Annotated in this window: 24 protein-coding genes; 18 read left to right on the forward strand and 6 right to left on the reverse strand. The window is 34.9% G+C overall.

Annotated elements, in window-relative coordinates; translation table 11 throughout:
- The first annotated feature begins 137 nt into the window (after positions 1-137).
- The gene (gene queF / locus J2S19_RS03465) at positions 138-635 is read left to right on the forward strand and encodes a preQ(1) synthase (RefSeq protein WP_307337255.1); all 498 of its coding nucleotides are present in this window, start codon (positions 138-140) and stop codon (positions 633-635) included.
- A 46-nt stretch (positions 636-681) separates the two neighbouring features.
- Here the strand turns inward: queF and J2S19_RS03470 are convergent, their stop codons facing one another.
- A complete protein-coding gene (locus J2S19_RS03470; RefSeq protein WP_307337256.1) occupies positions 682-870 on the reverse strand; it encodes a YkvS family protein in 189 nt (62 codons plus the stop codon).
- Positions 871-1,361: 491 nt separating this feature from the next.
- Between J2S19_RS03470 and J2S19_RS03475 the strand changes: the two genes are divergently transcribed.
- Entirely contained in the window at positions 1,362-2,213 is an 852-nt protein-coding gene (locus J2S19_RS03475; RefSeq protein ID WP_307337259.1) for a patatin-like phospholipase family protein, read from the forward strand.
- A 53-nt stretch (positions 2,214-2,266) separates the two neighbouring features.
- A complete protein-coding gene (gene ykzS / locus J2S19_RS03480) occupies positions 2,267-2,461 on the forward strand; it encodes a protein YkzS (protein ID WP_307337261.1) in 195 nt (64 codons plus the stop codon).
- Between the two features lie 139 nt (positions 2,462-2,600).
- On the opposite strand, the gene J2S19_RS03485 is transcribed toward ykzS, so the two are convergent.
- On the reverse strand, positions 2,601-3,101 hold the full coding sequence (locus J2S19_RS03485) for a sigma-70 family RNA polymerase sigma factor (RefSeq protein ID WP_307337264.1): 501 nt from the start codon (positions 3,099-3,101) through the stop codon (positions 2,601-2,603).
- Positions 3,102-3,416: 315 nt separating this feature from the next.
- Here J2S19_RS03485 and J2S19_RS03490 point away from each other — a divergent pair, with 315 nt between their 5' ends.
- The 5 genes from J2S19_RS03490 to J2S19_RS03510 all read left to right on the forward strand — a co-directional run bounded on the left by J2S19_RS03490 (position 3,417) and on the right by J2S19_RS03510 (position 9,030).
- Positions 3,417-4,019 carry a cell wall hydrolase gene (locus tag J2S19_RS03490; RefSeq protein ID WP_307337267.1) on the forward strand — a complete coding sequence of 201 codons (603 nt, stop codon included), beginning with the start codon at positions 3,417-3,419 and terminating at the stop codon, positions 4,017-4,019.
- Between the two features lie 303 nt (positions 4,020-4,322).
- Positions 4,323-4,760, forward strand: a complete 438-nt coding sequence (locus J2S19_RS03495) for a VOC family protein (RefSeq protein ID WP_307337271.1) — start codon at positions 4,323-4,325, stop codon at positions 4,758-4,760.
- A gap of 148 nt (positions 4,761-4,908) precedes the next feature.
- Positions 4,909-6,234, forward strand: a complete 1,326-nt coding sequence (locus tag J2S19_RS03500; RefSeq protein WP_307337274.1) for a polysaccharide biosynthesis protein — start codon at positions 4,909-4,911, stop codon at positions 6,232-6,234.
- Between the two features lie 219 nt (positions 6,235-6,453).
- On the forward strand, positions 6,454-6,909 hold the full coding sequence (locus J2S19_RS03505; protein ID WP_307337277.1) for a TlpA disulfide reductase family protein: 456 nt from the start codon (positions 6,454-6,456) through the stop codon (positions 6,907-6,909).
- 195 nt (positions 6,910-7,104) lie between these two features.
- The gene (locus J2S19_RS03510; RefSeq protein WP_370875035.1) at positions 7,105-9,030 is read left to right on the forward strand and encodes a heavy metal translocating P-type ATPase; all 1,926 of its coding nucleotides are present in this window, start codon (positions 7,105-7,107) and stop codon (positions 9,028-9,030) included.
- A 148-nt stretch (positions 9,031-9,178) separates the two neighbouring features.
- On the opposite strand, the gene J2S19_RS03515 is transcribed toward J2S19_RS03510, so the two are convergent.
- Positions 9,179-9,385, reverse strand: coding sequence for a hypothetical protein (locus J2S19_RS03515; RefSeq protein WP_307337279.1), 207 nt, complete (start codon positions 9,383-9,385; stop codon positions 9,179-9,181).
- A gap of 275 nt (positions 9,386-9,660) precedes the next feature.
- Here J2S19_RS03515 and J2S19_RS03520 point away from each other — a divergent pair, with 275 nt between their 5' ends.
- Positions 9,661-10,767: a M24 family metallopeptidase gene (locus J2S19_RS03520; RefSeq protein ID WP_307337282.1), complete on the forward strand. Its 1,107-nt coding sequence runs from the start codon at positions 9,661-9,663 to the stop codon at positions 10,765-10,767.
- A gap of 655 nt (positions 10,768-11,422) precedes the next feature.
- On the opposite strand, the gene J2S19_RS03525 is transcribed toward J2S19_RS03520, so the two are convergent.
- Positions 11,423-11,635 carry a hypothetical protein gene (locus J2S19_RS03525; protein ID WP_307337286.1) on the reverse strand — a complete coding sequence of 71 codons (213 nt, stop codon included), beginning with the start codon at positions 11,633-11,635 and terminating at the stop codon, positions 11,423-11,425.
- Positions 11,636-11,841: 206 nt separating this feature from the next.
- Between J2S19_RS03525 and J2S19_RS03530 the strand changes: the two genes are divergently transcribed.
- A complete protein-coding gene (locus J2S19_RS03530) occupies positions 11,842-12,123 on the forward strand; it encodes a hypothetical protein (RefSeq protein ID WP_307337289.1) in 282 nt (93 codons plus the stop codon).
- 4 nt (positions 12,124-12,127) lie between these two features.
- Here J2S19_RS03530 and J2S19_RS03535 read toward each other — a convergent pair whose 3' ends face one another.
- Entirely contained in the window at positions 12,128-12,541 is a 414-nt protein-coding gene (locus J2S19_RS03535; RefSeq protein ID WP_307337291.1) for a hypothetical protein, read from the reverse strand.
- Positions 12,542-12,705: 164 nt separating this feature from the next.
- On the opposite strand from J2S19_RS03535, the gene glcT reads away from it, so the two are divergent.
- From glcT to ptsP, 4 genes are all read left to right on the forward strand, one after another.
- Positions 12,706-13,545, forward strand: coding sequence for a glucose PTS transporter transcription antiterminator GlcT (gene glcT, locus J2S19_RS03540; RefSeq protein ID WP_307337294.1), 840 nt, complete (start codon positions 12,706-12,708; stop codon positions 13,543-13,545).
- Between the two features lie 234 nt (positions 13,546-13,779).
- Positions 13,780-15,879 carry a glucose-specific PTS transporter subunit IIBC gene (gene ptsG, locus J2S19_RS03545; protein WP_307337297.1) on the forward strand — a complete coding sequence of 700 codons (2,100 nt, stop codon included), beginning with the start codon at positions 13,780-13,782 and terminating at the stop codon, positions 15,877-15,879.
- A gap of 136 nt (positions 15,880-16,015) precedes the next feature.
- Complete coding sequence (locus J2S19_RS03550; protein ID WP_307337300.1) at positions 16,016-16,282, forward strand: phosphocarrier protein HPr; 267 nt, start codon at positions 16,016-16,018, stop codon at positions 16,280-16,282.
- On the forward strand, positions 16,282-18,000 hold the full coding sequence (gene ptsP, locus J2S19_RS03555; RefSeq protein ID WP_307337303.1) for a phosphoenolpyruvate--protein phosphotransferase: 1,719 nt from the start codon (positions 16,282-16,284) through the stop codon (positions 17,998-18,000). Before J2S19_RS03550 ends, ptsP begins: the two co-directional genes overlap by 1 nt.
- A 73-nt stretch (positions 18,001-18,073) precedes the next feature.
- On the opposite strand, the gene J2S19_RS03560 is transcribed toward ptsP, so the two are convergent.
- Positions 18,074-18,379, reverse strand: a complete 306-nt coding sequence (locus J2S19_RS03560) for a hypothetical protein (RefSeq protein ID WP_307337306.1) — start codon at positions 18,377-18,379, stop codon at positions 18,074-18,076.
- A gap of 318 nt (positions 18,380-18,697) precedes the next feature.
- Here J2S19_RS03560 and J2S19_RS03565 point away from each other — a divergent pair, with 318 nt between their 5' ends.
- From J2S19_RS03565 to J2S19_RS03580, 4 genes are all read left to right on the forward strand, one after another.
- Positions 18,698-19,567 carry an NAD(P)-dependent oxidoreductase gene (locus J2S19_RS03565; protein ID WP_307337309.1) on the forward strand — a complete coding sequence of 290 codons (870 nt, stop codon included), beginning with the start codon at positions 18,698-18,700 and terminating at the stop codon, positions 19,565-19,567.
- 438 nt (positions 19,568-20,005) lie between these two features.
- Positions 20,006-22,054, forward strand: a complete 2,049-nt coding sequence (locus J2S19_RS03570; RefSeq protein WP_307337545.1) for a peptidoglycan D,D-transpeptidase FtsI family protein — start codon at positions 20,006-20,008, stop codon at positions 22,052-22,054.
- 233 nt (positions 22,055-22,287) lie between these two features.
- On the forward strand, positions 22,288-24,411 hold the full coding sequence (locus J2S19_RS03575) for a peptidoglycan D,D-transpeptidase FtsI family protein (protein WP_307337312.1): 2,124 nt from the start codon (positions 22,288-22,290) through the stop codon (positions 24,409-24,411).
- A gap of 133 nt (positions 24,412-24,544) precedes the next feature.
- The gene (locus tag J2S19_RS03580; protein WP_307337315.1) at positions 24,545-24,715 is read left to right on the forward strand and encodes a hypothetical protein; all 171 of its coding nucleotides are present in this window, start codon (positions 24,545-24,547) and stop codon (positions 24,713-24,715) included.
- Positions 24,716-25,007: the final 292 nt, after the last annotated feature.

Raw genomic sequence — 25,007 nt, forward strand, 5'->3', positions numbered from 1 at the left:
TTAGATTGATGAGTAGACAAATGTTAAGGTCATACAAAAAATGTTTAACCACTAAGAATTCAAGAGGAAATGAATAATATCAATGCTATCCAACAACTTTGTTTATAAAAACAGTATTAAGAAAAGAGGATTTAAAAATGACAGGAAGAAAACAAGAAGAATTGAAAGATATCTCATTATTGGGTAATCAAGGGGTAGATTATTTATTTGAATATGCTCCACAAATATTAGAAACTTTTGATAATAAACATCCAAATCGTGACTATTTTGTAAAATTTAATTGCCCAGAATTTACGTCACTTTGCCCTATTACAGGTCAACCGGATTTTGCAACAATTTATATTAGCTATATTCCAGATGTGAAAATGGTAGAAAGTAAATCGTTAAAATTATATTTATTTAGTTTCCGTAATCATGGTGATTTTCATGAAGATTGTATGAACATCATCATGAATGATTTAATCGAGCTTATGGATCCACGTTACATTGAGGTTTGGGGTAAATTTACGCCTCGTGGTGGAATTTCAATTGACCCGTATACAAACTACGGAAAACCAGGGACAAAATATGAGGAAATTGCTAATTATCGCTTAATGAACCATGATTTATACCCTGAGAAAGTAGATAATCGGTAATTAAATATATAATAAAAAGCGCGAGTATATCGCGCTTTTTATTATATTAAGAGAAAGAGTCTTTTATAATTTTATAGTTTTTATGGTTAACAACGGTACGACGGTCAATTTCAAGTTCACTGAAATTTTCCATGTATGTTAAGTCAACAATAACAGAATTTTCATTAACTTTCTCTACAACACCAGTCAATCCTTCTTTGAATTCAATTATACTTCCAACTTTAGCGATTTTCATTGCCTCGCTCCTTTACATATTCTTAAGACGATTAGAATTCATAGCTCGTAACACTACTAATCGGTTAAGGATTTGTTGGCGCTCTCATCCATATAATAAAGCATTCTAATCTTCTATTAGAACTATTTAACACTATTTCTACGATGAAGTAAAGCATTTTCAAACAATTAAAATGGAAACACTTACAAAAATGTAGGAGGAGTATAAAGTATAAATCGGAAAAACTTCATGAATGGACGAGCAAAGTAAGCCGTTGTTCGTTTCGTTTCATGGTATATTATTATAAGACTTTAACCATGTAATTGTTAGTTCTTGTTTAGTGAGACAGGTGTCGTAAATTAGTTATACTATGCAAAGAGACTACAACCACACTTATTTAGTGTTTATGTATTATAAGTTAATGAATGATGTACTTTTTTGCTAATATTTTAAAATAATGGTCACATCAATAAACTGAAATAAACTAGTAAGTTAAGGGAGAGCATTTAATAATGATGTATGAATCAGGATTAATACTAGAAGGCGGTGGTATGAGGGGAATTTATACTGCTGGTGTTTTAGAATATTTTATGGAACAAAACTTTTATGCACCGTATGTCATTGGCGTCTCGGCAGGTGCGTGTTTTGGTGCCTCATATTTATCAAGGCAAAAGGGACGAAATCGTCAGGTTAACATAGGTTATGTAAAGGACCCTAAGTATCTTTCTTTTCGAAACTATGTAAAGCATCGTCAACTTTTGGGGATGGATTTTATCTTTGACGAGTTGCCCAATAAGCTAGTACCATACGACTTTCAGGCATTTAACGAAAGTAAGGAAGAGTTTGTAATCGTCACAACAGATTGTCATACAGGTAAACCGATTTATTTTAGTAAGAAGGATTATGATGCAGACCTGTTAACTGTATTACGAGCTTCTAGCTCTTTGCCTTTTATTGCACCAGTCATTGAATTTAAAGGGAATCATTTACTTGACGGTGGAATTGTAGATTCTATACCTCTAAAAAAAGCACAACGAGATGGTGTTAAAAAGAATATTGTCATTCTTACGAGAGACCGTTTGTATCGAAAAAAGAAATCAAATATGAAATGGTTACTAGAGCGTACATATAAAGGATATCCGGAACTTGTTAACGCAATCTTATCTAGATATGAAATGTATAATGAGACATTAGATTATATAGACGAGTTAGAGAATAATGGAGAAATTTTTGTTATTCGTCCTAGCGAACCAGTAAATGTTAGCCGAATTGAGAAGAACCAGCAAAAGCTAGAACAATTATATAAGCTCGGTATGGATGATGCGCGGCTGCAATTTACGCGCTTAAAACAATGGCTTGAATAGACATTCTGGAAAAAGAAATGTAAACTTTTAGAGTAATCTTGGGAGGGATGATGATGGACGAGCAATTGATTCATGACATATTAGAAAAGCTAAAAACCGGTGAATTAAATGAATATCATGTCGAAAAGGAACAATTTTTAGATTTTCGCAAAATACTTGTCGCAAGAGATGATTTTAAACACTTTCGAGGTATTGCAAAACAAGGTGGGAGTATTCTTTTTCGCTATTTAGAAGAGCCAAGAAGTTAAGAAAATGCTTCAAGGCTCTCTTTTTTTCGATGGTACTATATTAGTAATTTGGAGCTGCATGCCTTTTTTGATGAAGATTTCGGATAAAGACGTACTAATTTATTGTGTAAGTGTACACGCTGAGATAAAATCCATCACGTTACGATAATAACCTTTTGTTATATCCTCTTAATTTGTTTAGTGTATCTCTACGCCATGATTTTACTGCAGAAATCGATACTCCTTCTTCGTTAGCTATCTCACTCGGTGATTTTCCGTATAAATAATAAGCTTCAAACCATTTCTTTTGATTAGTCGATAGAAGCAAAGAGACTTGCTCAATGATAGACTTTGAGATGATATTAGCGAAATCTTCATGATAATAAGTTTCCTCTACATAATTGAAATCATCTAGTGGTAAAGATTTTTCAATGTTTTTTCGTTCCTTCGTAAGTGCTGATTTAATTCGTCCTAAGATAAAAGCATATGCATATGATTGAAATTTACCTTTTCTTTCATCGAATCGCTGTGAAGCTTCCCATAATGCAATTCGGCCAATTTGGCGAAATTCCTCTTTGTTTTTGTAAATAGATAATTTACTTAGGATATGGTTTATCATCGGCATGTATTTTTCGTATAAGTCGTTAAAATCTTCCTTCATGAATGAATCCTTACTAAGAATGCATTCTTATATATTCCGCGGTACTAAAAAGATAACAGGCCCCTATATGAGGTGAAAAATGCAAAAAACGCTTTGGAAAGTTAGATTTTCTATAGTGAAACATGCATTTTCACTATAGAAAGTAATTATATGATTAGATGGAAATGTAAGAAATTAACTATATTATATTGATTGAAAATTTAGAAGATATGAATGGAAGTTATACCAATTTTTGAGGGGTGTAATGCATGTATAATCCTGTTAGGCTTGTACATGTAGCAAAAACAGCTAGGAAATCTTAGGAGGTTTTAATTGATGAATAAATTAATCTTAAAACTTGTTGCTGTTTCAACATTAGTTTTATCGTTTATGACGATGTCTGTGTTACCTACAAAAACTAGTGCTGCAACAACACATCAAGTTCAATCAGGAGAAACATTCTGGTTAATTGGTAAACAACACGGTGTACCGGCAGAAAAGTTAATGGAAATGAATAAAAAGGCAACACCTTTATTATATGTTGGTGAAAGATTAACGATCCCAAATTCAATTACACCCGCAGAAAAGGATTTATTAGCACGTCTAGTTCATGCAGAAGCAAAGGGTGAACCATATGCAGGTAAGGTAGCTGTTGCAACAGTTGTGTTAAACCGAGTAGATAGTAAGCTTTTCCCTAATAATGTGAAAGATGTTATTTATCAAAAGGATCAAGGTTATTATGCATTCACACCTGTTCAAAACGGGACAATTAATCAAAAAGCTGATGCATTAGCAAAGGAAGCAGTTCAAGAAGCATTAGCATATCGAGGTATGGGTAACGGTTCATTATACTTCTACAATCCAAAAACAGCTAAAAGTACATGGATTACTTCACGTGAAACGACAGTGACAATTGGAAATCATCGTTTTGCAAAATAACCTAAAAATGAGAGTGGTTCAATTTAATTTGAACCACTCTTTTGTTATTTTCTATATTAATAAGATGATAAAATGGGTTTTTATAACAAACAATGCTCTGAAAAACGATAGAAGGCCGGTTATTAAATTCCTTTGGTTATATATATGATAGATTCTATTCTTTTACTACCTAAATGAACAATGGAATCCATGGATGCATTACATTGATTAACCTCTATGCATGGGAGAGTTAAGGAGATGTTTAGCAGGAAAATACTGTATGTCAGGAGAATTATATAATGAAAATCTCTAGAGGTGATTAAATTGAATAGTTTAACTGGAAAAGGAAAACTAGGGAAAACAATTCAAGTACGACTTGTTTCTGATTTTCAAGCTGCAAAAAGATACTACCAAGAAGTATTTGGCTGTCAAGTGGATGGTTGGGGTCATGTTGAGAGGGATGAAATGATTTTTATTTTACAACAAGCTAATTCTCCAGCAGATGTACAACCTAATACAAGATCAAAGAAAAGAAACGACTATCCGACCGAATGGGAAGGGCCAGACTTTGGATGGGATTCGTTTATACATGTTGAATGGACTGATTTTGATTTGTTAGTTAATGAATTTCAAAACAATGGAGCCATTGTTGCAGTAGAACCGTTTACAGGTTCTCATGGAGAATACGAATTTAAAAATGTCATCTTTCATGACCTTGATAAATATTCAATCGTTCTAGGGGCAATGCGTAAAAGTATATGATCGAGCAGTTTTTTTCTTAACTGTATAGAAGTATATGTGAAAAGATATCAATTCCAGTATTTATGGAATTGATTTTTTTATACTATTTAAAGGTCTTGTCTCATAAAGTTAAATTATGTACGAGTTTATAAATAAGGGGACATACATCATGAATTCATTTATTAAAGGGACATTATTACTTGTGATAGCAGCCTTTTTTGGGGAATGCCTGGAATTTTTCGTGAATATGATTTTGGCTAGAGAGCTTGGCGAAGAAGGAATGGGAATGTATATGACCATACTTCCAATCATTTTTTTAATCGTCATCATTGCAAGTCTTGAATTACCTATATCAATCTCAAAATTTATAGCTGAGAAAGGAAGAGAAACTCATTACCATATGCTGAAGCATACGGTAAGAATTACAATAGTATTTACGATAGGGTTTCTATTCATTGCTGCTTTAATACTTCCATTCTTACCAATTTTTCAAAACTACCATCCGAACGTAAAGTGGTTAGTATTAATCCTCGTCCCCATTGTATCATTTTCTTCGATTGCTAGAGGTTATTTTATGGGTGTACAACATATGGGGAAAATTGCATTTACTAACTTTGCTAAAAAGGTAGTTCAATTGGTATTGTTATTTTGGGTCTATCAAACATTTCAATTTGATATTCAAATGGCATTACTTATTGCACTTGCAACGTTAGTAGTTAGTGAACTTCTTGTATGTGCCTATTTAGTAGCAGCATATTCGATACATTATCACCTATTAGGAAAGGAGCCAAAACAAAAGGTTAATCGTAAAGACTTAAGAAAAGCCCTATTTTCTGTCTCTATTCCTACTACAGGTTTGCGGCTCTTTCATTCGCTTACACATGCGATTCAACCATTTCTTGTTAAAGTGGCTTTAATTAGCGCTGGGTTTACTAGTGTAATGGCTACTGAACATTATGGCATGCTTGCAGGAGTCGCAATGTCAATCGGCTTTTTTCCAGCTTTCATCGGACATTCATTAATGGTAATGCTTATCCCGAATGTCTCAGAAGCATTTGCAGAAAGAGACGCCTATCGGTTAATAAAGCTACTAAGGCAAGCATTAATGATTACAGCTATATATGGAACAATTTCAATGGTTGTGATGTATATCTTTGCAGAACCGTTGACACATTTGTTTTTCGACTCATCCTCTGCTGCAATTTATTTAAAGCTATTATGGCCGTATTTTCTATTTCACTTTTTCATCATCCCAATGCAAGCTTACTTAATAGGTCTAGGACTTGTAAAAGATGCATTATTTCATAATATATGGTCACATGTCATTTCCTTTGCACTCATGTATTTGTTAGGTTCGATGAAAATGTTAAATATGGAAGGAATCATTATAGGGATGAACACAGGGGCCGTACTTCTCATGCTCATGCACTATGTCACGATATGTAATAAGCTTGGAATAAGTGTTTACTTTATGGTGAGAAGAGTCACTTATTAGAATCAATATTATAATCTCAATTGGGTAAAAACTTAAAGGAGCGAAATGCTCTTTTTTTTTGCATTCTTTTGTAAATATATAATAGTAAATTGTTTAAAGTTTTGATTACTTACCTGAACTGTAAGTATGTATCTATATTTTTTACAAAAGCTATTAGTAATAAATATCGTACAGGAGGTAATTGAAATTAGAAGTCTAATCATATTGGTTGTCATAGTCATGTTACAGTTTTCGGTCATATCAACTGCAGAGGGTTCAGGTTTACAAAAGGCAACAGATTTTACAACAGAAACATTTACAGGACAGACGATTACATTATCAGATTATGAAGGTGAGATTATCGTTCTAAACTTTTGGACAACTTGGTGTCAGTATTGTCAAGAGGAGATGGAGGAACTCATTAGGTTTGCAGGTGCTAAAGAGCCGAATGTCCATATCATTGCGATAAACGTAACTTCAGAGGAATCGAGTGAAAATGCAGTCAAACATTTCGTAAATCAAATAAAGCTGCCATTTCAGATAGGTCTTGATAAAAATGGAGCAATTGCTCAGAAGTATCAAGTGATTGGAATTCCTACGACTTTTATTATTAACAAACGTGGTGAGATTAGTAAAAAAATTTTTGGACCTATTCATGCAGACTTGCTTTTCAATGAGATTGAAAGAATAAATTAATATCTAGTTGAGAATGAGTATCTCTATTATTAATAATAATTATTAATTAGTAATTATTTTATTGTAATAGCGACAGATTCTGTTATAATAATGCTATACCAATAAATATAGGGTTTCTCGTCATTAATGAATAGAAATAAACAAGCGGTACATTGATGATGATGAATCTTATTCTCAATTAGAGGAGTGAGAGCTTTGGAACTTAACACGATAGAAAATAATTGTCAGCAAAATGTAACGGACAAAAGTGCACTTCCTAAAAAATGGAGTGAACATATAGAACTTATTAATGCACTCCTTGCAGGTTTATTTATTGTATTTGCATGGATTCTCAAGGGACATTATGAACAATTTGCAATTCCATTATTTATACTCGCATTTGTAATAGGTGGCTATGCAAAGGCAAAAGAAGGCATAGAGGAAACAATTGCTGAAAAGACGCTTAATGTTGAGTTGTTAATGATTTTTGCAGCATTAGGAGCAGCAATTATCGGATATTGGACTGAAGGAGCTATTTTAATTTTTATCTTCGCTATAAGTGGTGCACTTGAAACATATACGATGAATAAAAGTCAGCGTGAAATATCGGCACTGATGAGTCTACAGCCAGAAGAAGCATTATTGCTAGAGGATGGCAGGGAACGACGTGTCCATGTTTCATCATTAAATGTAGGTGAAACGATTTTAGTGAAGCCTGGTGAACGAATTCCAACAGATGGCATAATTAAGACAGGAAAAACGAATATTGACCAGTCAGCAATTACAGGTGAATCAATGCCGGTTGAAAAAAATATCAATGATGAAGTATTTGCAGGAACAGTAAATGGTAACGGTTCCGTTACAGTTAAAGTAACCAAGAAGAGTACGGAAACTATGTTTCATAAAATTTTAGAGCTTGTTCAATCTGCGCAATCAGAAAAATCACCTTCACAACAATTTATTGAAAAATTTGAAGGAACTTATGTCAAGGCTGTGTTAATTACAGTAGCGATTATGATGTTTCTTCCCCACTATGTTCTCGGCTGGGGCTGGAATGAAACTATCTATCGTGCTCTCGTCTTAATGGTTGTAGCATCTCCATGTGCGCTCGTTGCATCGATAATGCCAGCTACTCTTGCTGCAATATCGAATGGTGCGAAAAATGGACTTTTGTTTAAAGGTGGGGTGCATTTAGAACAATTGAGTAAAACAAATGTGGTTGTTTTTGATAAAACTGGTACGCTAACAAAAGGTGAACCAACTGTAACAGACATAGTAGTGTCTGAACAGGTGGATAAAGATACCTTTTATAACGTAGTACTTGCGATTGAAAAACAATCAAACCATCCTTTAGCAAAAGCAATTGTTACAAAACTTCAACAAGGCACACATTCACGTAATAATGAATTAGTTGTCGTTGATGAAAAATCTGGATATGGAGTCTCTGCAGTTATTAACGGTGAGGAATGGCGAATTGGAAAAGCGGATTTTGTAGGTCGCGAGCAGGCGCTAGCATATCATAATAAATTAAGTGGAAAATTAGCTATCGAAGGTAAATCAGTTGTATTTGTTATGAGGAAGGGCGAGGTTGTAGGTCTACTCGCTTTAAAGGACGTTGTCCGCAATGAGGCTAAGCAAGCCATCGAGGCTTTACAAGCTGCTGGGATAAAAACAGTGATGCTTACAGGGGATAGTAAAGAAACAGCAGCTGCAATAGCTAATGAGTTAAAGCTAGATGTCTATAGAGGAGAATGCCTACCGGCTGATAAAGTGAGTGAAATAAAAGCATTAAAAGAAAAATATGGAATTGTCACAATGATTGGTGACGGAATTAATGATGCCCCTGCCTTAGCTATTTCAGATGTTGGGGTTGCAATGGGGGAAGGAACCGATGTTGCCCTTGAAACAGCAGATATCATTTTAATGAAAAATGAATTATCAAAATTAACAAAAGCAGTCAAATTATCAAACAAGATGAATCGAATTGTGAAACAAAATATTGTGTTTTCAATGTCAGTTATTGCTATCTTAATTTGCACTAATTTTATTCAAGTTTTAGATCTTCCATTGGGCGTTATCGGTCATGAAGGAAGTACTATACTAGTCATCTTAAATGGGCTTCGTCTTTTAAGTGGGAAGTGAATAAGTGAAGAGGGGTGACTCATAAGGGGCCTGACTTATCCAAAACACCGTAATATCGAATATTTCACATCGTTTATTCGACTTCCATTGTTAGGAGAGAAGAATTAGCTCTTTATTATAGGTCATCCTCTTCCATTTGAGGTAAGCCTTAAATTTCAGTATATGTCGCTGACTCGTCTTTGTCAGGTCTTTTCGTAATAATGATATAGGCTGTCATGATACAGCAAAAACCAATCGCCCAACCGATAACAGTACTATAATAATAAAGCTCAATTAATAGCATTCCGACAATAGGCGCAACTGCTGCAAGTGTGCACAATATGGGAATAATATGTTGTTTGATTTTTTGAATCACAAAAAAACAACTCCTTCTAAACTTAACAGAAAGGTGAAAAAAATAAACGTAAGATTATGTAAAAGGTTATATTTATAGTAAACAGTATACAGGAAAAATGTGAATGAAAGTACCATTGGAATATTAAATACATGTTACAAATGACCTTATAAATTGTAAATATATCGGAATGGATAGTTTGTATATTATTATACTATTTGGTTGACCTTATACATATCATGCCTGAGTGTCTATGTTATGATGATATGTAAAAAGTATGTTAGGTTGTGAAATTCATGGAGAAGCGTCAACATAAATTAACCACATGGCAAAGTGAAAACAATATTGATATGTGTTTTATACAGTCAAAAGAAAATATTTTTTATTTATCTAATGTATACTCAGACCCCCATGAAAGATTAACAGGGTTATTCTTTTTTAAAAATACTGAACCAATTTTCATATGTCCCAAAATGGAAGTTGAACAAGTGAAGGATGCAGGTTGGGAAAATGAAATAATTGGTTATGGCGATGAACAAAACCCGTGGGAGCTCATTCAAAAACACATTGCAACTAATCAAAAGGTAGATAAAATTGAGAAAATTGCAATTGAAAAAGAAGTTACTACATATAGCAGATACGAAAGCCTGCTGCAAATATCTTCCGCTCATTGTGAAATTGTTGAAGTTGACCAATTAATGAATGAACTTAGAGTAATTAAGGATGAGCACGAAATATATATAATGCAGCATGCTGCTGAACTAGCGGACTATGGTGTAGAAGTTGGAATTTCCTGCTTACGTGAAGGTATTACGGAAATGGAAGTATTAGCGAAAATAGAATATGAATTAAAGAAAAAGGGAATCCGTGAAATGTCATTTTCCACGATGGTTTTATTTGGTGAAAATTCCGGACAACCACACGGTAACCCAGGTTTAAGAAAGCTAAAAAAAGGTGATTTTGTCCTTTTTGACCTTGGTGTAATAGTAGATGGTTATTGTTCAGATATTACCCGGACAGTTGTCTATAAATCGTATACTGAAAAGCAAAAAGAGATTTATGACATTGTGCTTAAGGCACAGATGGCAGCATTATCAAATAGTCAACCTGGAACTAGAATTGGTGATTTAGATATAATAGCTAGACAAATAATTACTGAAGCAGGTTTTGGTAACTATTATCCACATCGTTTAGGACATGGGCTTGGAATCAATGTACATGAATTCCCTTCAATGAATGAAAACAATAATCATACGCTTAAAAAGGGTATGGTTTATACGATTGAACCTGGAGTTTATTTACCTGATATTGGAGGAGTGAGAATAGAAGATGATGTTCTTATAACGGATGAAGGATATAGAACATTAACTCAGTTTACAAAGGAATTTACCGTCATATCTTAACTGATATCTCCTATGAGGTGGACCACTAATAAAACGTGTTCTTTATTGACTAGTTTTCCTACTCAATAAATCGCTATATATTCACATTAAGATTTGATAAGGCTGACATCAATTTTACGATGTCAGCCTTTGTGTGTTTAGGTTAGTGGAACAGTTATCAAATCGAAGTCACTCTTCGTTCCAATAACTGATATCTCCAACTATGTAAAATGAGGTATACTTGTTATTTGAAATTGTGCTCCTGATAGCTATCTCTCGACGCATATGATATAAGCCCTGCCTCTCTTATATCGTTACGGCTCCTTGGCCGCTCCACATTTTTTTGCGTCACGTTAGGATATTCATCTTTTCGTAGCGCGCTACTTATGTATTACCCTTTTTTCAATCAGTGAAACCTGTGGACAACTAATGTTATTTTAGAATAAGAAACTCAGAAATGAATAATATGTATGTCTATTTTTTTGTTATTATAGTAGATTTTTTTCATGATGTGTTTTTCGTTAGTCTCAGTACGAGGACAACGTGGGGAGGAGGTGTGATGGTCACCTCCGTATAGTTCATCATCGATACTGAACAAGACCAATCATGATTCCTATAAAACAGACAGATTACCCTCAAATCAAGGAATGAGATTATCGACGACACAATTTAATATTTATGCAATTTTGCTAAATAGACGACGTGCTGAAAGAATTTGTTCTAATGTGAAACTTCTAATTTGATGACGTTTGAAACAGTAAGCAATAACCTGTTTATTTACAAATTGTTTAACTAAAATTTTTCTTTGAGAAATCACTCCTTTTTTTGATAAATAAATAATTTCTATCGGTTTCTGCTCATCTAAACTGAATTGTACAAATTGTCTCATAAGTACACCTCGATAATGTTTGTATAATCTATGAAGGTTGGGAAATGAAATTATATATAAATTATATATACTTATTATATACGAATATACGTTCGCTATTCAAGGGAAAAACGAACATATATTCGTTATATATTTTGTAACTGTTAGCAATAATTTCTATATATTTCTCATAGAATGTAAGAAAGTATAGGAGGGAGATTTTAAATATGACTGAGATGGATAAAGTTCGACTCATTCAAGGGATAGTAAATGAAATCATTCAACTATCTGTCGAGGATCGAAAAAATAAGCCTATAAATGAACAGGAGAAAGCGATTGAATTACTAGCAAGAGCATTATATGATTTTACTGTTTTGCAGCAATCCCCACATGTATCACATAATGAAGCACTTAAAGGAACGGTTGCGAAAGTGAAGATTGCTTATAATACAATTGAAAGGATTAAGAGTACGAATATTATTATGACAAGAATACCTAATGAGTCATAAAAACCTAGAGATTCAATTCCTTCATAAGTTTTGAGAATGTATAATCTGTGTCAAAGAAAACCGGTGAATTTTCATCATTATAAATAATGATACGATTCTGCTTTGTGGATGGATTATAGACAACAATAACCTCACTTACGATATCATTCATCCATTGATTCTTCACTTTAAGTGACTCCATAAGTGGAATTTTTATTAAATATCCGTTGTTAGGTAGTGGATTTGCTTGAATAGTAATACCTGTAATTGAATGGATGCCACATTCAACCTCTTGATCGGTATTTTTTGATGATTCTATTGTCTTTATCAGTTCATTTGATTCAATATCCAGTACTTTAACAGATGTAGAAGCTGTTAAAGGCTGTTGTGGAATCAAAAAAAATATTAAAATGAAAAAATTGATGATTTTAACTTTCATTGTTTATCACCTCGGAAATAGTATTCCCTAACTTTATTAAAGATAATTTTGTAATTCTTAGGAGGTTAAGTCGTAAGTTCTACAAAATGCGACAAATTCATTGACGACTTTCCATAACTCTTGTAAGATATGAAAGATTGGCATGGAAAGGAGTTGAGGATTTCATGAACGACACCTTCATCATTAAGAAAGCACTTAATAACAATGTGTTAATTGTAAAACACCCATCATATGGAGAAGTGGTTTTAATCGGTAAAGGTATCGGATTTGGTAAAAAACATGGCGATATCGTTGAAGAGGATAATTACGAAAAAATGTTTGTTTTAACAAATAGAAAAGAACAAGAGCAGTATAAAATGTTATTAACGACAATAGATGAAGACATACTCGATATACTTCAGGGTGAAATCCAATATATTTCCGAACGGGTAAACAGGCCGCTTAATGAACATATTCATATTGCTTTAACAGATCATATTACGTTTGCATTAAAGCGTTTGCAACAAGGGATGGATATTAAGAATCCTTTTTTATTAGAAACAAAATCTCTCTATCCATTCGAATATCAATTAGGTTCTGAGGTTATCGAACGAATAAATAAAAAACTAAATGTAAAGTTACCTGAAGGAGAAATAGGTTTTATTGCCCTTCATATTCACAGTTCATTATCAAACCGGTCGCTTTCAGAAGTAAATCAATACTCACAGTTAATAAGTCAATTAACAGAATTAATTGAGGATTCCTTAAAGGTGAAAATTGATCGTGAAAGTGTAAATTACCTTAGGCTTATTAGGCATTTGCGCTATACGATTGAGAGGGTAAATTCTGGAGAAACAGTAGAAGAACCAGAAAAATTATCTTATCTGTTGAAAAAGGAATACCCTCTGTGCTACAATACTTCATGGAAAATGATTAAAGTCATGCAACAAGTTTTAAAGAAACCTGTCTATGAAGCAGAAGCAGTCTATTTAACAATGCACTTATACCGTTTAACAAATAAATAAATGTAACCACTATCTTCACGTGTTACTGATTCGATCAGGCATGAGTGAACAAGCTGTGTTTTATATTGCTAATTTGGGGAAGTATACCTTATAGCAGGAAAACTAGCTTTTGTTCACCCATGCCTTTTTTGTTTGTACTAATGGTGGCATGGTAATCGTTTATGAAAACCATTCCAATTAGCATGCGTGACCAGGTTTCTATTAGTTGCCAAAAATAAAAGGAGGGATTTAATCATGTTTAAAAGTGCTTTTGGTGTTTTGCAAAAAGTAGGACGAGCACTTATGTTACCAGTAGCGCTACTTCCTGCTGCAGGTTTATTGCTAGCATTAGGGAATGCTTTGCAAAACGAAACACTTACAAATTTAGCACCATTTTTAACGAGCGATTGGGTTATATTACTATCAACAGTAATGGAGAATGCCGGTCAAATCGTTTTTGATAACTTACCTGTCTTATTTGCGATAGGTGTTGCAATAGGATTAGCAAATGGTGATGGGGTAGCAGGTATTGCAGCATTAATCGGTTATCTAATCATGAATGTAACGATGAGCAGTATCTTAAAAGGGTTAGGAACATTCCCAGAGGAAGGACTAGAGCAATTTGTTGCCGCAGATCCGGCTTATGGCTATGTTCTGGGAATACCGACATTAGTGACCGGGGTTTTTGGAGGAATCATTGTCGGTATATTAGCCGCTTCGATGTATAATAAATTTTTCACAATTGAACTTCCGCAATATTTAGGATTCTTTGCAGGTAAACGTTTTGTTCCAATTATTACTGCTGCACTAGCAGTCGTTCTTGGTGTTCTCATGTATTTCATATGGCCACCAATCCAAAGTGGTTTAAATGCATTTTCAACTAACTTGCTTGATGCAAATCGAACGTTAGCAGCATTTATATTCGGTGTGATCGAACGTTCTTTAATACCGTTCGGCTTACATCATATCTTCTATTCACCATTCTGGTTTGAATTTGGTTCTTATACTAATGCAGCTGGTGATATCGTTCGTGGTGACCAGGCAATCTTTATGTCACAAGTTAAAGATGGAGTCGATAATTTAACAGCGGGTACATTTATGACTGGTAAATATCCATTTATGATGTTCGGTTTACCTGCTGCAGCATTAGCGATTTACCATGAAGCAAAACCTGAAAACAAAAAAATTGTTGCAGGATTAATGGGTTCTGCTGCTTTAACATCATTTTTAACAGGGATTACTGAACCACTTGAATTTTCATTCTTATTCGTAGCACCTGTATTATTTGGAATTCACGCGATTTTCGCTGGTCTATCATTTATGACGATGCATCTATTAGACGTAAAAATTGGGATGACGTTCTCAGGTGGGTTAATTGACTTCTTATTATTTGGAGTATTAAACTCACAAACAAATTGGTGGCTTGTCATACCAGTCGGTTTAGTGCTTGCCGTTATCTATTACTTTGGTTTCCGTTTTGCAATTCGAAAGTGGAATTTAATGACACCAGGTCGTGAAGATGAAAGTGTTGAAACGTCAGACGATAATAGCTCACAAACAACTAGTGCTGGCGAATTACCGGTTCAAATTCTCGAGTCACTAGGTGGTCAAGAAAATATTAAACATCTTGATGCATGTATTACGCGTCTACGTGTTACTGTAAATGATGCGAAAAATGTAGATAAAAATCGTCTTAAAAAACTTGGTGCATCAGGAGTGCTTGAAGTTGGGAATAATATTCAAGCAATCTTCGGTCCTAAGTCAGATAACTTGAAAACACAAATTCAGGACGTTATAGCAGGTAAAAAGCCAAGAGTAACAAAAACACATTCACAACAACAAGAAGTTCAAGAGCAAGTTGAAGAAATTGTTCCTGATGGGTTGCAAAATGAAGTCGTAAATGAAACGATTGTCGCTCCATTAACAGGTGAAATCAAACCTATTACAGAAGTGCCGGACCAAGTATTCTCTGGAAAAATGATGGGCGATGGATTTGCGATTTTACCTACAAATGGAACTGTTGTATCACCTGTTAACGGGAAAATATTAAATGTGTTCCCAACAAAACATGCGATCGGTATTCAATCTGATGGTGGAAAAGAAATTTTAATCCACTTTGGTATCGATACTGTGAATTTAAAAGGTGAAGGCTTTACGACGTTCGTTGCTGAAGGGGATATTATCGAACAAGGACAAAAATTACTTGAAGTCGATATTGAGTATGTAAAAGAACATGCGCCTTCAATTATGACACCAATTGTCTTCACGAATTTAAAAGAAGGTCAATCAGTTAAACTACAAGCTTCAGGTAGTGTCTCTGCTAACGATGAAAATATCATCAAAATTGAAAATTAAATGACATTTGCGCCTTGGCTTATACAAGGCGCAAGAAATAAATTGGTTTCTCATTTGTTGCTTGTCATATGATTCAAGCGACTGTTAAAATAAATATCTATATAAAATGACTGATTTTAAAGGAGAATGATTAAAAATGGCAGAAAAAACATTTAAAGTAACAGCAAGTACAGGAATTCATGCACGTCCAGCAACAGTATTGGTGCAAACGGCTAGTAAATTTGATGCAGATGTAAACTTAGAATATAACGGTAAAACTGTTAACTTAAAATCAATTATGGGTGTTATGTCACTTGGAATTCCTCAAGGAGCTGAAATTAAAATCATTACAGCTGGTTCAGATGAGAATGATGCGCTAGCAGCAATTGGAGATACATTGACAAAAGAAGGGCTTGGCGAATAATGACGAATAACCTAAAAGGGATCGGAGCTTCAGCTGGTATCGCAATTGCAAAAGCATACCGTTTAGAAGAGCCTGAGCTTACGGTTGAAAAACGTGAAATTTCTGATAAAGAAGCAGAAAAACAACGATTTGAGCAAGCAATTGCAAAATCAAAATCAGAGTTAGAGAAAATTAAGGAACACGCTGACCGCGAGTTAGGTGCAGATAAAGCGGAAATATTTGCGGCACATTTACTCGTCCTAAGTGATCCTGAATTGCTAAATCCAGTAACAGATAAAATCAATACTGAGTCAGTTAATGCTGAATTTGCGATGAAAGAAACAGCAGACATGTTCGTTTCCATGTTCGAATCTATGGATAATGAATATATGAAAGAACGTGCTGCTGATATACGCGACGTTACAAAGCGTGTTATTGCACATTTGTTAGGTGTGCAAATACCAAATCCTAGTCTTATTTCAGAGGAAGTCATCATTATTGCTGAAGATTTAACACCTTCTGATACAGCTCAGTTAAACCGTCAATATGTGAAAGGATTTACTACTAATATTGGTGGACGTACATCACATTCAGCGATTATGGCGCGTTCGATGGAAATTCCAGCTGTAGTTGGAACGAAACAAGCAACGACTAGCATTGAAAATGATACAATCGTTATTGTTGATGGACTTGATGGCGATGTCATTATTAATCCATCTTCAGAAGTCATTTCACAATACGAAGAGAAAAAGGCCAAATATGAGCAGCAAAAAGCAGAATGGGCAAAACTTGTCAATGAACCAACTGTGACTAAAGACGGTCAACATGTTGAATTAGCTGCAAATATTGGTACACCTAACGATGTGAAAGGTGTTCTCGAAAATGGCGGAGAAGCTGTTGGCTTATACCGTACTGAATTTTTATACATGGGCCGTGACCAACTGCCAACAGAAGAGGAACAATTCGATGCATACAAAGCAGTTCTAGAACGAATGGAAGGTAAACCAGTCGTTGTCAGAACACTTGACATCGGTGGAGACAAAGAACTACCGTATTTACATCTTCCGAAAGAAATGAATCCATTCTTAGGCTTTAGAGCGATTCGTTTATGTTTAGAGGAACAAGATATATTCCGTACACAATTACGTGCATTATTGCGTGCGAGCACATACGGTAACTTACGCATCATGTTCCCAATGATTGCAACAGTTACTGAGTTTAGAGAAGCAAAAGCAATTCTTTTAGAAGAAAAAGAAAAATTAGTTGCAAATGGTGTACAAGTCTCAGACGCGATCGAAATTGGTATCATGGTTGAAATTCCGTCGACTGCTGTTATGGCGGACCAATTCGCGAAAGAAGTTGATTTCTTTAGTATTGGGACAAATGATTTAATCCAATATACAATGGCAGCTGATCGCATGAACGAACGTGTTTCATATTTATATCAACCATACAACCCAGCAATTTTACGACTAGTATCAATGGTTATTGATGCAGCACATAAAGAAGGGAAATGGGCTGGTATGTGTGGAGAGATGGCAGGCGACCCAATAGCTATTCCATTGTTATTAGGACTAGGGCTTGATGAGTTCTCAATGAGTGCTACATCAATCTTACCTGCTCGTACTCAAATCAAAGGGCTTTCGAAAGCAGAAGCACAAAGCTTTAAAGAAAAAGTTCTTGCAATGACGACAACTGAAGAAGTTGTAGCATTTGTAAAGGAAACATATCAAGTATAATGAAAAAAAGACAGGTCTTCAGCCTGTCTTTTTCTTGTTCTTTTTTATATATGGTTTTATTCAAGTTGTATTGTTATACAACTTGCTTGTCCTGCAGATATAAAACGTTAATTATATTTTCAATTGGTAAGGAATCAATTGTCATATCAACCATCGTGAATCTGTCGTTTACAATTCGAATAAAATCCTTTAATGAGAGTTTATCTGTATCTAATTCGAGTTCAGTTTCATAAGGGGTTAGCTGCTTAACAATTTTTATCCCATGTACATCATGCCAATAATTTGGTATTTCGGATCGTATAAATACGATTTTTTTTGCACATAGCAAACCATCAATGTGTCTTCCTAGCAAGGCTGTAGCTGGTAAAAAACCAATCATCGCAATTGGACTTATTAGTCTGCCAAAATCATTTAATTCAATGACATAATTATGGAAGAAATAACGTTGAACGTGGCTTTAATAATCATTCATCAAAAGTACCCTCATGTACATGGTTAAGCGTAAATGAAACTATACCAAAGCAAAATGGAAAGGCTACACCTTTTGCTAGCAAAAATACCCCTTGTATGAGTAAGAACAAAACATCCATAATTGCAATGAAATAACGTCCTATAGTCAAATATAATAAAAGACTTATAATTAATACAATTTATAGTTTAGAATATGTTAAAGGATAATTATTAAGGAGGATAAAATATGAAACAACATATCGGATTTATTGGACTAGGAGTCATGGGTCAAAGTATGGCCAAGAATCTTATTAACTCAGGATATTCTTTGCATATTTACACACGGACGAAAGAGAAAGCGGCGAACCTAATGCAACTAGGTGCTGTATGGCACGATTCTGTGGAAGACGTGGTGAAACATAGTGAAATCATTATTACGATGATAGGCTATCCAAAAGATGTCGAAGAAGTTTATTTAGGTGAAAAAGGGATTATAAATTCAGCACATCCAGACACTGTATTAATAGATATGACGACATCACAACCGGCACTTGCAAAGAAAATTTATGACGATGCGAAGCAGAAAAAATTATATGCACTAGATGCCCCTGTTTCAGGTGGCGATATTGGAGCAAGGGAAGCTAGATTAGCAATTATGGTCGGTGGTGATATCGAAGTATATCAAAAAAGCCTACCGATCTTTGAGGTGCTCGGAGAAAATATTGTTTATCAAGGTGAAGCAGGTTCAGGACAGCATACGAAAATGTGTAATCAAATAGCGATAGCTTCTGGAATGATTGGTGTTTGTGAAGCCATTTCATACGCAGAAAAGTCGGGATTGGATCCTGCAAATGTACTAAAAAGTATTTCCTCAGGAGCGGCCGGAAGTTGGTCGCTAAGCAATCTTGCACCACGGATGCTAAAGGAAGATTTTGAACCAGGTTTTTTTGTTAAGCACTTCCTAAAAGATATGGGAATTGCATTAGATGAAGCGAATGACATGGAGATGATGACGCCTGGTTTAAAGCTTGCTTATGAGCTTTATAACCAATTAGCACAATACGGTGAAGAAAATAGTGGGACGCAAGCACTTATTAAATTATGGAGAGATAAATAAATGACATAGAGCTAATTTAAGGCTCTTTCGGATACTTGAGAAAGGTGAGATGTAAGTTAATATCACTCGGCCACCCACCTTAAGGAAAACAAGTGCTGTAACAGGGAACCAATTTATAATGGTAGCCATGTAACAAGTAATAACCTCTAAATAGTAAAAATATAGGAAAAATTTAAAAATGTGTAACAAATTGCAAAATATTCCGTTTATAATTATAGAAGAGTATGACTCAATAGGGTCTACCCCCTCAAACAAACACCATTGTTTGATAGTAGTGTTCGTGGGGTCTGACCCTATTGTTTGTCTGTTCGAAATGTTATGAAGTACTATGCCGATACCTCATAACTTATAATCGTTAAATGGAGGATTATGTAATTGAAAGTTCAAGAGACTACCCAAAGTTATACAAAGAAATTAAAAAAGTCTAGATATATCCGTATGAATATTTTTTTCTTTATCGTATTCATATTATTTGTAGCGCTTGTCGTTAGATTAGGGATTGTGCAAATTGTTCAAGGAGAAGAATTTGCTGAAGTGGTTTCCAGAACAGACACAGATTACGCAAGGTTACCAGCACCTCGCGGAAAAATGTTTGACCGGTATCAAAGAGTTGTTGTTGATAATATTAGAGTACCTGCTATTACATATACAGTCGATAAAACGACAAAAGCAAGTGATAAAATTGCTACTGCCAAGAAGCTCTCAAAATATATTCAATATGATCAGAAATTTTTAGAAAGCGAGCTAAAACCAATTGATTTAAAAGATTATTGGCTTGCTGCAAATCCAAAAAAAGCAATAAAGCTCTTAAATAAAGATGAACTAAAGCTGAAAGGCAATGAAACATATCGAATCCAAATAGACCGTGTACCGGAAGAAGAGACTAATAAAATAGCAGCAAATTATGAGCAATTGGAATTAGCTTATTTATATAAACGATTTTCTTCTGGCTACCAATATGAACCACAAGTTGTTAAATCAAAAAATGTAACAGGTGAAGAATTAGCATCGAACTTAACAGATGAAGAACTGTCCACCGTCTCGGAACGCCTTGAGGAATTACCAGGTGTTGATGTCATAACCGATTGGGGCCGAGAGTACCCATATGAGCAATTACAAAATCTATTTGGCGGTTTGACTTCACCTGAACAAGGCATTTTACAGGAGCGAGAAGAATTCTACTTATCTAGAGATTATTCTCGGAATGAACGAGTAGGGAAAAGTTACTTAGAATATGAATATGAAGATTATTTAAACCCCAGGAAAGCAAAAGTAAAATATACATCTGATAAAAGTGGTAATGTTGTTTCTACAGAAGTTGTCGATGAAGGACGTAGAGGATATGATTTAAAGCTATCCTTCGATATAGAGTTACAAAAGGAAGTCGATAAAATTGTCGAAGAAGAATTGCGGAATGCAAGAAGTCTTGGCGCAAATTATTTAATGGACCGAGCATTTGTAGTGATAATGGAACCGTACAATGGTGATGTCTTAGCGATGAGTGGTAAATTGGTTAATGAAAAGGGAGAAATCAACGATTATTCGTATGGAGCCTTTACAACCCAGTATGAAATCGGCTCAACGATTAAAGGAGCAACAGTACTTGCTGGTTTTCAAAACGAAATTCCGCACTCTCAAACGTACTATGATGCTCCAATAAAATTTAAGGGTACACCGTGGAAAAAGTCATATATGCAGATGAATAATACAGGTGTATTAAAAGCTTTACAAAAGTCATCGAATGTATATATGTTTTATGTAGCGATGGATATAGCAGGAATACGATATGTCAAAGATGGTCCTTTTTCTGCAACAAAGGAAGATTTTCAAAAACTTCGCAATTATTTTGCGCAATTCGGCTTAGGCGTACCGACCGGTATTGACTTACCAAATGAGTCACCTGGTTTAGTTGTTGAAGAGCCTGATAGTGTGGGGAAATTACTTGATATTGTCATTGGACAATATGATACGTATACTCCTTTGCAAATGGCTCAATACGTATCTGCGATCGCCAATGGTGGATATCGTATCCAGCCTAGGGTAGTCACAAGTATTCATTCACCAGTTGAGGAGAATACTCTAGGACCTGTTGCAATTGAACAATTTCCTAAGGTATTAAATAAGGTTGATAATTCACAAGCAGATATTGAGTTAGTTAAACGTGGCTTTAAAATGGTGACATCTGCAGGAGGAACGGCAGCTACCCATTTTGAGTTAGATGTATCAGGTAAAACAGGTACATCTGAAACCCATTATTATGGACCGAAACGTTCGGCTTGGGGACGGAAAACAAATAATTTGAGTTTCGTTGGATATTTTCCTTCTGATAAACCTGAAATTTCCTTCAGTATCGTGGTTCCTTGGGCCGGAACCGAAGGCTATCCAGTGAATAAAAAAATAGGGAACAGAATAACAAAGGCTTATGCAGAGTTACAAAAGAAATACGCTTCATCTACAAATGGAAATGAAACAAACGAGGAGAACTAAACTCCTCGTTTTTCCTTTTTTACAATAAAATCCAGAACATTCAAAATAACCCCCATGTTTATCTCTCATTTTTTTATTTTGATTCATTTTAATCAATAACTATAACATCTTCACATAATTTTCAACTTGAAACACTATGAACGTGCACATGATAATGTTAAAATAAATGTTGTTCTAACATAATATAAATAAGTATCCAAAGGATAAAGATAGAATGAAAAGGAGGGGCCAAATTGACCGAGCAGGGTGCAAGCGCATCAGAGTTACGCAAATTGAAAAAGTCCAGATATTTACGGATTAACATCTTCTTTTTTCTTGTTTTTTTATTGTTCGTTGCCCTAATCGTCCGATTAGGTGTCGTCCAAATTGTACAAGGCGAGGAATTCTCAAAAGAAGTTTCCCGTACTGAATCGGATTATGCAAGTTTACCCGCACCACGAGGTAAAATGTATGACAGGTACAATCGGGTAGTAGTTGATAATGTAAGTGTGCCAGCCATTACGTATACAGTCGACAAAACGACTAAAACTTCAGATAAAATTGATGTGGCGAAGAAGCTGTCACAATATCTTACTTATGACATTAACTTCCTTAAAGAAGAATTAAAAGAACGAGATATTCGTGATTACTGGTTAGCTGCTAATCCAAAAGAAGCGAAGGAGTTACTAAAAGAAAAAGAACTTGAGCTTAAGCCTTCGGAAACGTATAAATTACAAGTCGACCGGGTACCTAATAGCGAAGTGAAAAAAATCGAAGCAAGCTCTGAGGAATTAGAATTAGCATATTTATATAAGCGTTTCTCTTCAGGGTATCAATATGAACCACAGGTCGTGAAGTCCAAAAATGTTCAAAATGACGAGTTAGCTTCGAACTTAACTGATGAAGAGGTTGCCGTTGTTTCAGAGCATTTAGAAGAATTGCCAGGGGTAGATGTTATTACCGATTGGGGTCGTGAATACCCTTATGATTCTCTACAAACAATATTTGGTGGCTTGACATCACCTGAACAAGGAATTTTGCAATCGAGAGAGGATTACTATACAGCTAGAGGATACTCCCGTAATGAGCGAGTTGGTAAGAGTTATATAGAGTACCAATATGAGGATTATTTAAATCCGCGCAAGGCAAAAATTGAATATACATCAGATAAAAGTGGCGGAATTGTCTCGAAAAATGTTGTTGATGAAGGTCAAAGAGGCTATGATTTAAAATTATCATTTGATATGGAACTTCAAATGAAAGTTGAGGAAATCGTCGAAGCTGAATTGCGTAAAGCAAGCGGAGGTCATCCATTAATGGACCGGGCATTCGCGGTCATTATGGATCCAATTAATGGTGATGTCTTGTCAATGGTTGGTAAGCAGTTGGACCCAAAAAACCGAAGTGGGGAAATGCTTGATTATACTTATGGCGCCTTTGCAACGCAATATGAAGCGGGTTCAACAGTAAAAGGAGCAACGGTGTTAGCAGGCTATCAAGACGGGATGCCGTTAGGACAAACATATAATGATACGAAGCTATTATTTAAAGGAAGTAAACCTAAAGGTTCTTATAAAAACTTAGGGATGATGAATGACTTAAGTGCACTAAAGTTATCATCGAATGTATATATGTTCCGTGTGGCGATGAGAATTGCCGATATCAACTATGTGCCAAATGGTTCTATTTATGCATCATCCGAAGATTTTCAAAAGCTAAGAAATTATTTTGCACAGTTCGGATTAGGTGTACCAACAGGAATAGACTTACCTCAAGAATCTGCAGGTCTCATTAGTGACCCAGACCAACCAGGTAAATTATTAGATATTGCGATTGGACAATTTGATACGTATACACCATTACAATTGGCACAGTATGTTTCTGTTATTGCGAATGGAGGCTATAGGGTACAGCCAAGAATCGTAACGAGTATTCATACACCTGTTGAAAGTAATGAATTAGGCCCAATTGCAATAAATAAAGAAACGGCGATACTAAATAAAGTAAACAATTCGAGTGAGGAAATCAAAAGAGTACAACAAGGATTTAGGTTAGTTGTTACCTCCGGGACAGCATCTAGATATATTAAAAGCGATTCAGCTGGAAAAACTGGTACATCGCAAACGAACTATTATGGTCCAAAACGTGATTATTGGGGTAAGCAAACAAATAATTTAAATTATGTTGGCTACTATCCATATGAAAATCCAGAAATAGCATTTAGCGTTGTTGTACCTTGGGCAAGCAATGACAAAGATGCAATCAATAAAAATATCGCAAACCAAATTATTGAAGCGTATAAAGACCTTCAAAAAAAATACATGACGACAACTGAAATAGGTGGCACTAATAGTGCTGATAAAAAAGAAGAGGAGTAAATGCTCTTCTTTTTTTATGTTCGTATAAGAAGGTGTCCCATATATAATAGTTTTGTTTCCACTAATGATTAAAAGAGCTTGCTAATAAAATATGCGAGGTTACACATGATAAGTATGAAAGGAGTGATGATAGATGGCAAAGAAAACGAAAAAGAATGACCCACAACAAAAAAATAAACAAGGTTTTGACTCAAGTGTAATGGATTCAGAGTTTGGCCATGAAATGGGTAGTGCAGATGCGAATAGACTTCATAAAGAAAAAGCTAAAAAGGCAAGGAAAGCAATGGACAAAAGTCAAAAATAAGGGGGCATACTTGCCTCTTATTTTTGATTAGCGCAAACTTCATGTTAGACCCCACTTCTTAATCGCAATAATATTCACCTATAATCACTTCTAGTCCCGAGGTTAACATCTTCTTACTAATCCACCAAACTTACTATGAATAAAGAGAAAATACTACAGTCTTGGAACTATTTTTCAAGTAAATTATTGACAAATAAAAGGAAGCACGTACACTTAATAATACATATAGATGTAAAAAGCACTTTCATGATAATTTTTATTGTTTTTCCCTCGAAAAAAGGATTTTCTCTTT

This window comes from Metabacillus malikii (assembly GCF_030813355.1).
Classification (GTDB): Bacteria; Bacillota; Bacilli; order Bacillales; family Bacillaceae; genus Metabacillus; species Metabacillus malikii.

What these genes read in the sequence shown, in the direction of transcription:
- queF (WP_307337255.1), top strand. Translation starts at nt 138, where the DNA reads ATGACAGGAAGAAAACAAGAAGAATTGAAAGATATCTCATTATTGGGT.
- J2S19_RS03470 (WP_307337256.1), bottom strand. Translation starts at nt 870, where the DNA reads ATGAAAATCGCTAAAGTTGGAAGTATAATTGAATTCAAAGAAGGATTG.
- J2S19_RS03475 (WP_307337259.1), top strand. Translation starts at nt 1,362, where the DNA reads ATGATGTATGAATCAGGATTAATACTAGAAGGCGGTGGTATGAGGGGA.
- ykzS (WP_307337261.1), top strand. Translation starts at nt 2,267, where the DNA reads ATGGACGAGCAATTGATTCATGACATATTAGAAAAGCTAAAAACCGGT.
- J2S19_RS03485 (WP_307337264.1), bottom strand. Translation starts at nt 3,101, where the DNA reads ATGAAGGAAGATTTTAACGACTTATACGAAAAATACATGCCGATGATA.
- J2S19_RS03490 (WP_307337267.1), top strand. Translation starts at nt 3,417, where the DNA reads ATGAATAAATTAATCTTAAAACTTGTTGCTGTTTCAACATTAGTTTTA.
- J2S19_RS03500 (WP_307337274.1), top strand. Translation starts at nt 4,909, where the DNA reads ATGAATTCATTTATTAAAGGGACATTATTACTTGTGATAGCAGCCTTT.
- J2S19_RS03505 (WP_307337277.1), top strand. Translation starts at nt 6,454, where the DNA reads ATGTTACAGTTTTCGGTCATATCAACTGCAGAGGGTTCAGGTTTACAA.
- J2S19_RS03520 (WP_307337282.1), top strand. Translation starts at nt 9,661, where the DNA reads ATGGAGAAGCGTCAACATAAATTAACCACATGGCAAAGTGAAAACAAT.
- J2S19_RS03525 (WP_307337286.1), bottom strand. Translation starts at nt 11,635, where the DNA reads ATGAGACAATTTGTACAATTCAGTTTAGATGAGCAGAAACCGATAGAA.
- J2S19_RS03530 (WP_307337289.1), top strand. Translation starts at nt 11,842, where the DNA reads ATGACTGAGATGGATAAAGTTCGACTCATTCAAGGGATAGTAAATGAA.
- J2S19_RS03535 (WP_307337291.1), bottom strand. Translation starts at nt 12,541, where the DNA reads ATGAAAGTTAAAATCATCAATTTTTTCATTTTAATATTTTTTTTGATT.
- glcT (WP_307337294.1), top strand. Translation starts at nt 12,706, where the DNA reads ATGAACGACACCTTCATCATTAAGAAAGCACTTAATAACAATGTGTTA.
- ptsG (WP_307337297.1), top strand. Translation starts at nt 13,780, where the DNA reads ATGTTTAAAAGTGCTTTTGGTGTTTTGCAAAAAGTAGGACGAGCACTT.
- J2S19_RS03550 (WP_307337300.1), top strand. Translation starts at nt 16,016, where the DNA reads ATGGCAGAAAAAACATTTAAAGTAACAGCAAGTACAGGAATTCATGCA.
- ptsP (WP_307337303.1), top strand. Translation starts at nt 16,282, where the DNA reads ATGACGAATAACCTAAAAGGGATCGGAGCTTCAGCTGGTATCGCAATT.
- J2S19_RS03560 (WP_307337306.1), bottom strand. Translation starts at nt 18,379, where the DNA reads ATGATTGGTTTTTTACCAGCTACAGCCTTGCTAGGAAGACACATTGAT.
- J2S19_RS03565 (WP_307337309.1), top strand. Translation starts at nt 18,698, where the DNA reads ATGAAACAACATATCGGATTTATTGGACTAGGAGTCATGGGTCAAAGT.
- J2S19_RS03570 (WP_307337545.1), top strand. Translation starts at nt 20,006, where the DNA reads ATGAATATTTTTTTCTTTATCGTATTCATATTATTTGTAGCGCTTGTC.
- J2S19_RS03580 (WP_307337315.1), top strand. Translation starts at nt 24,545, where the DNA reads ATGGCAAAGAAAACGAAAAAGAATGACCCACAACAAAAAAATAAACAA.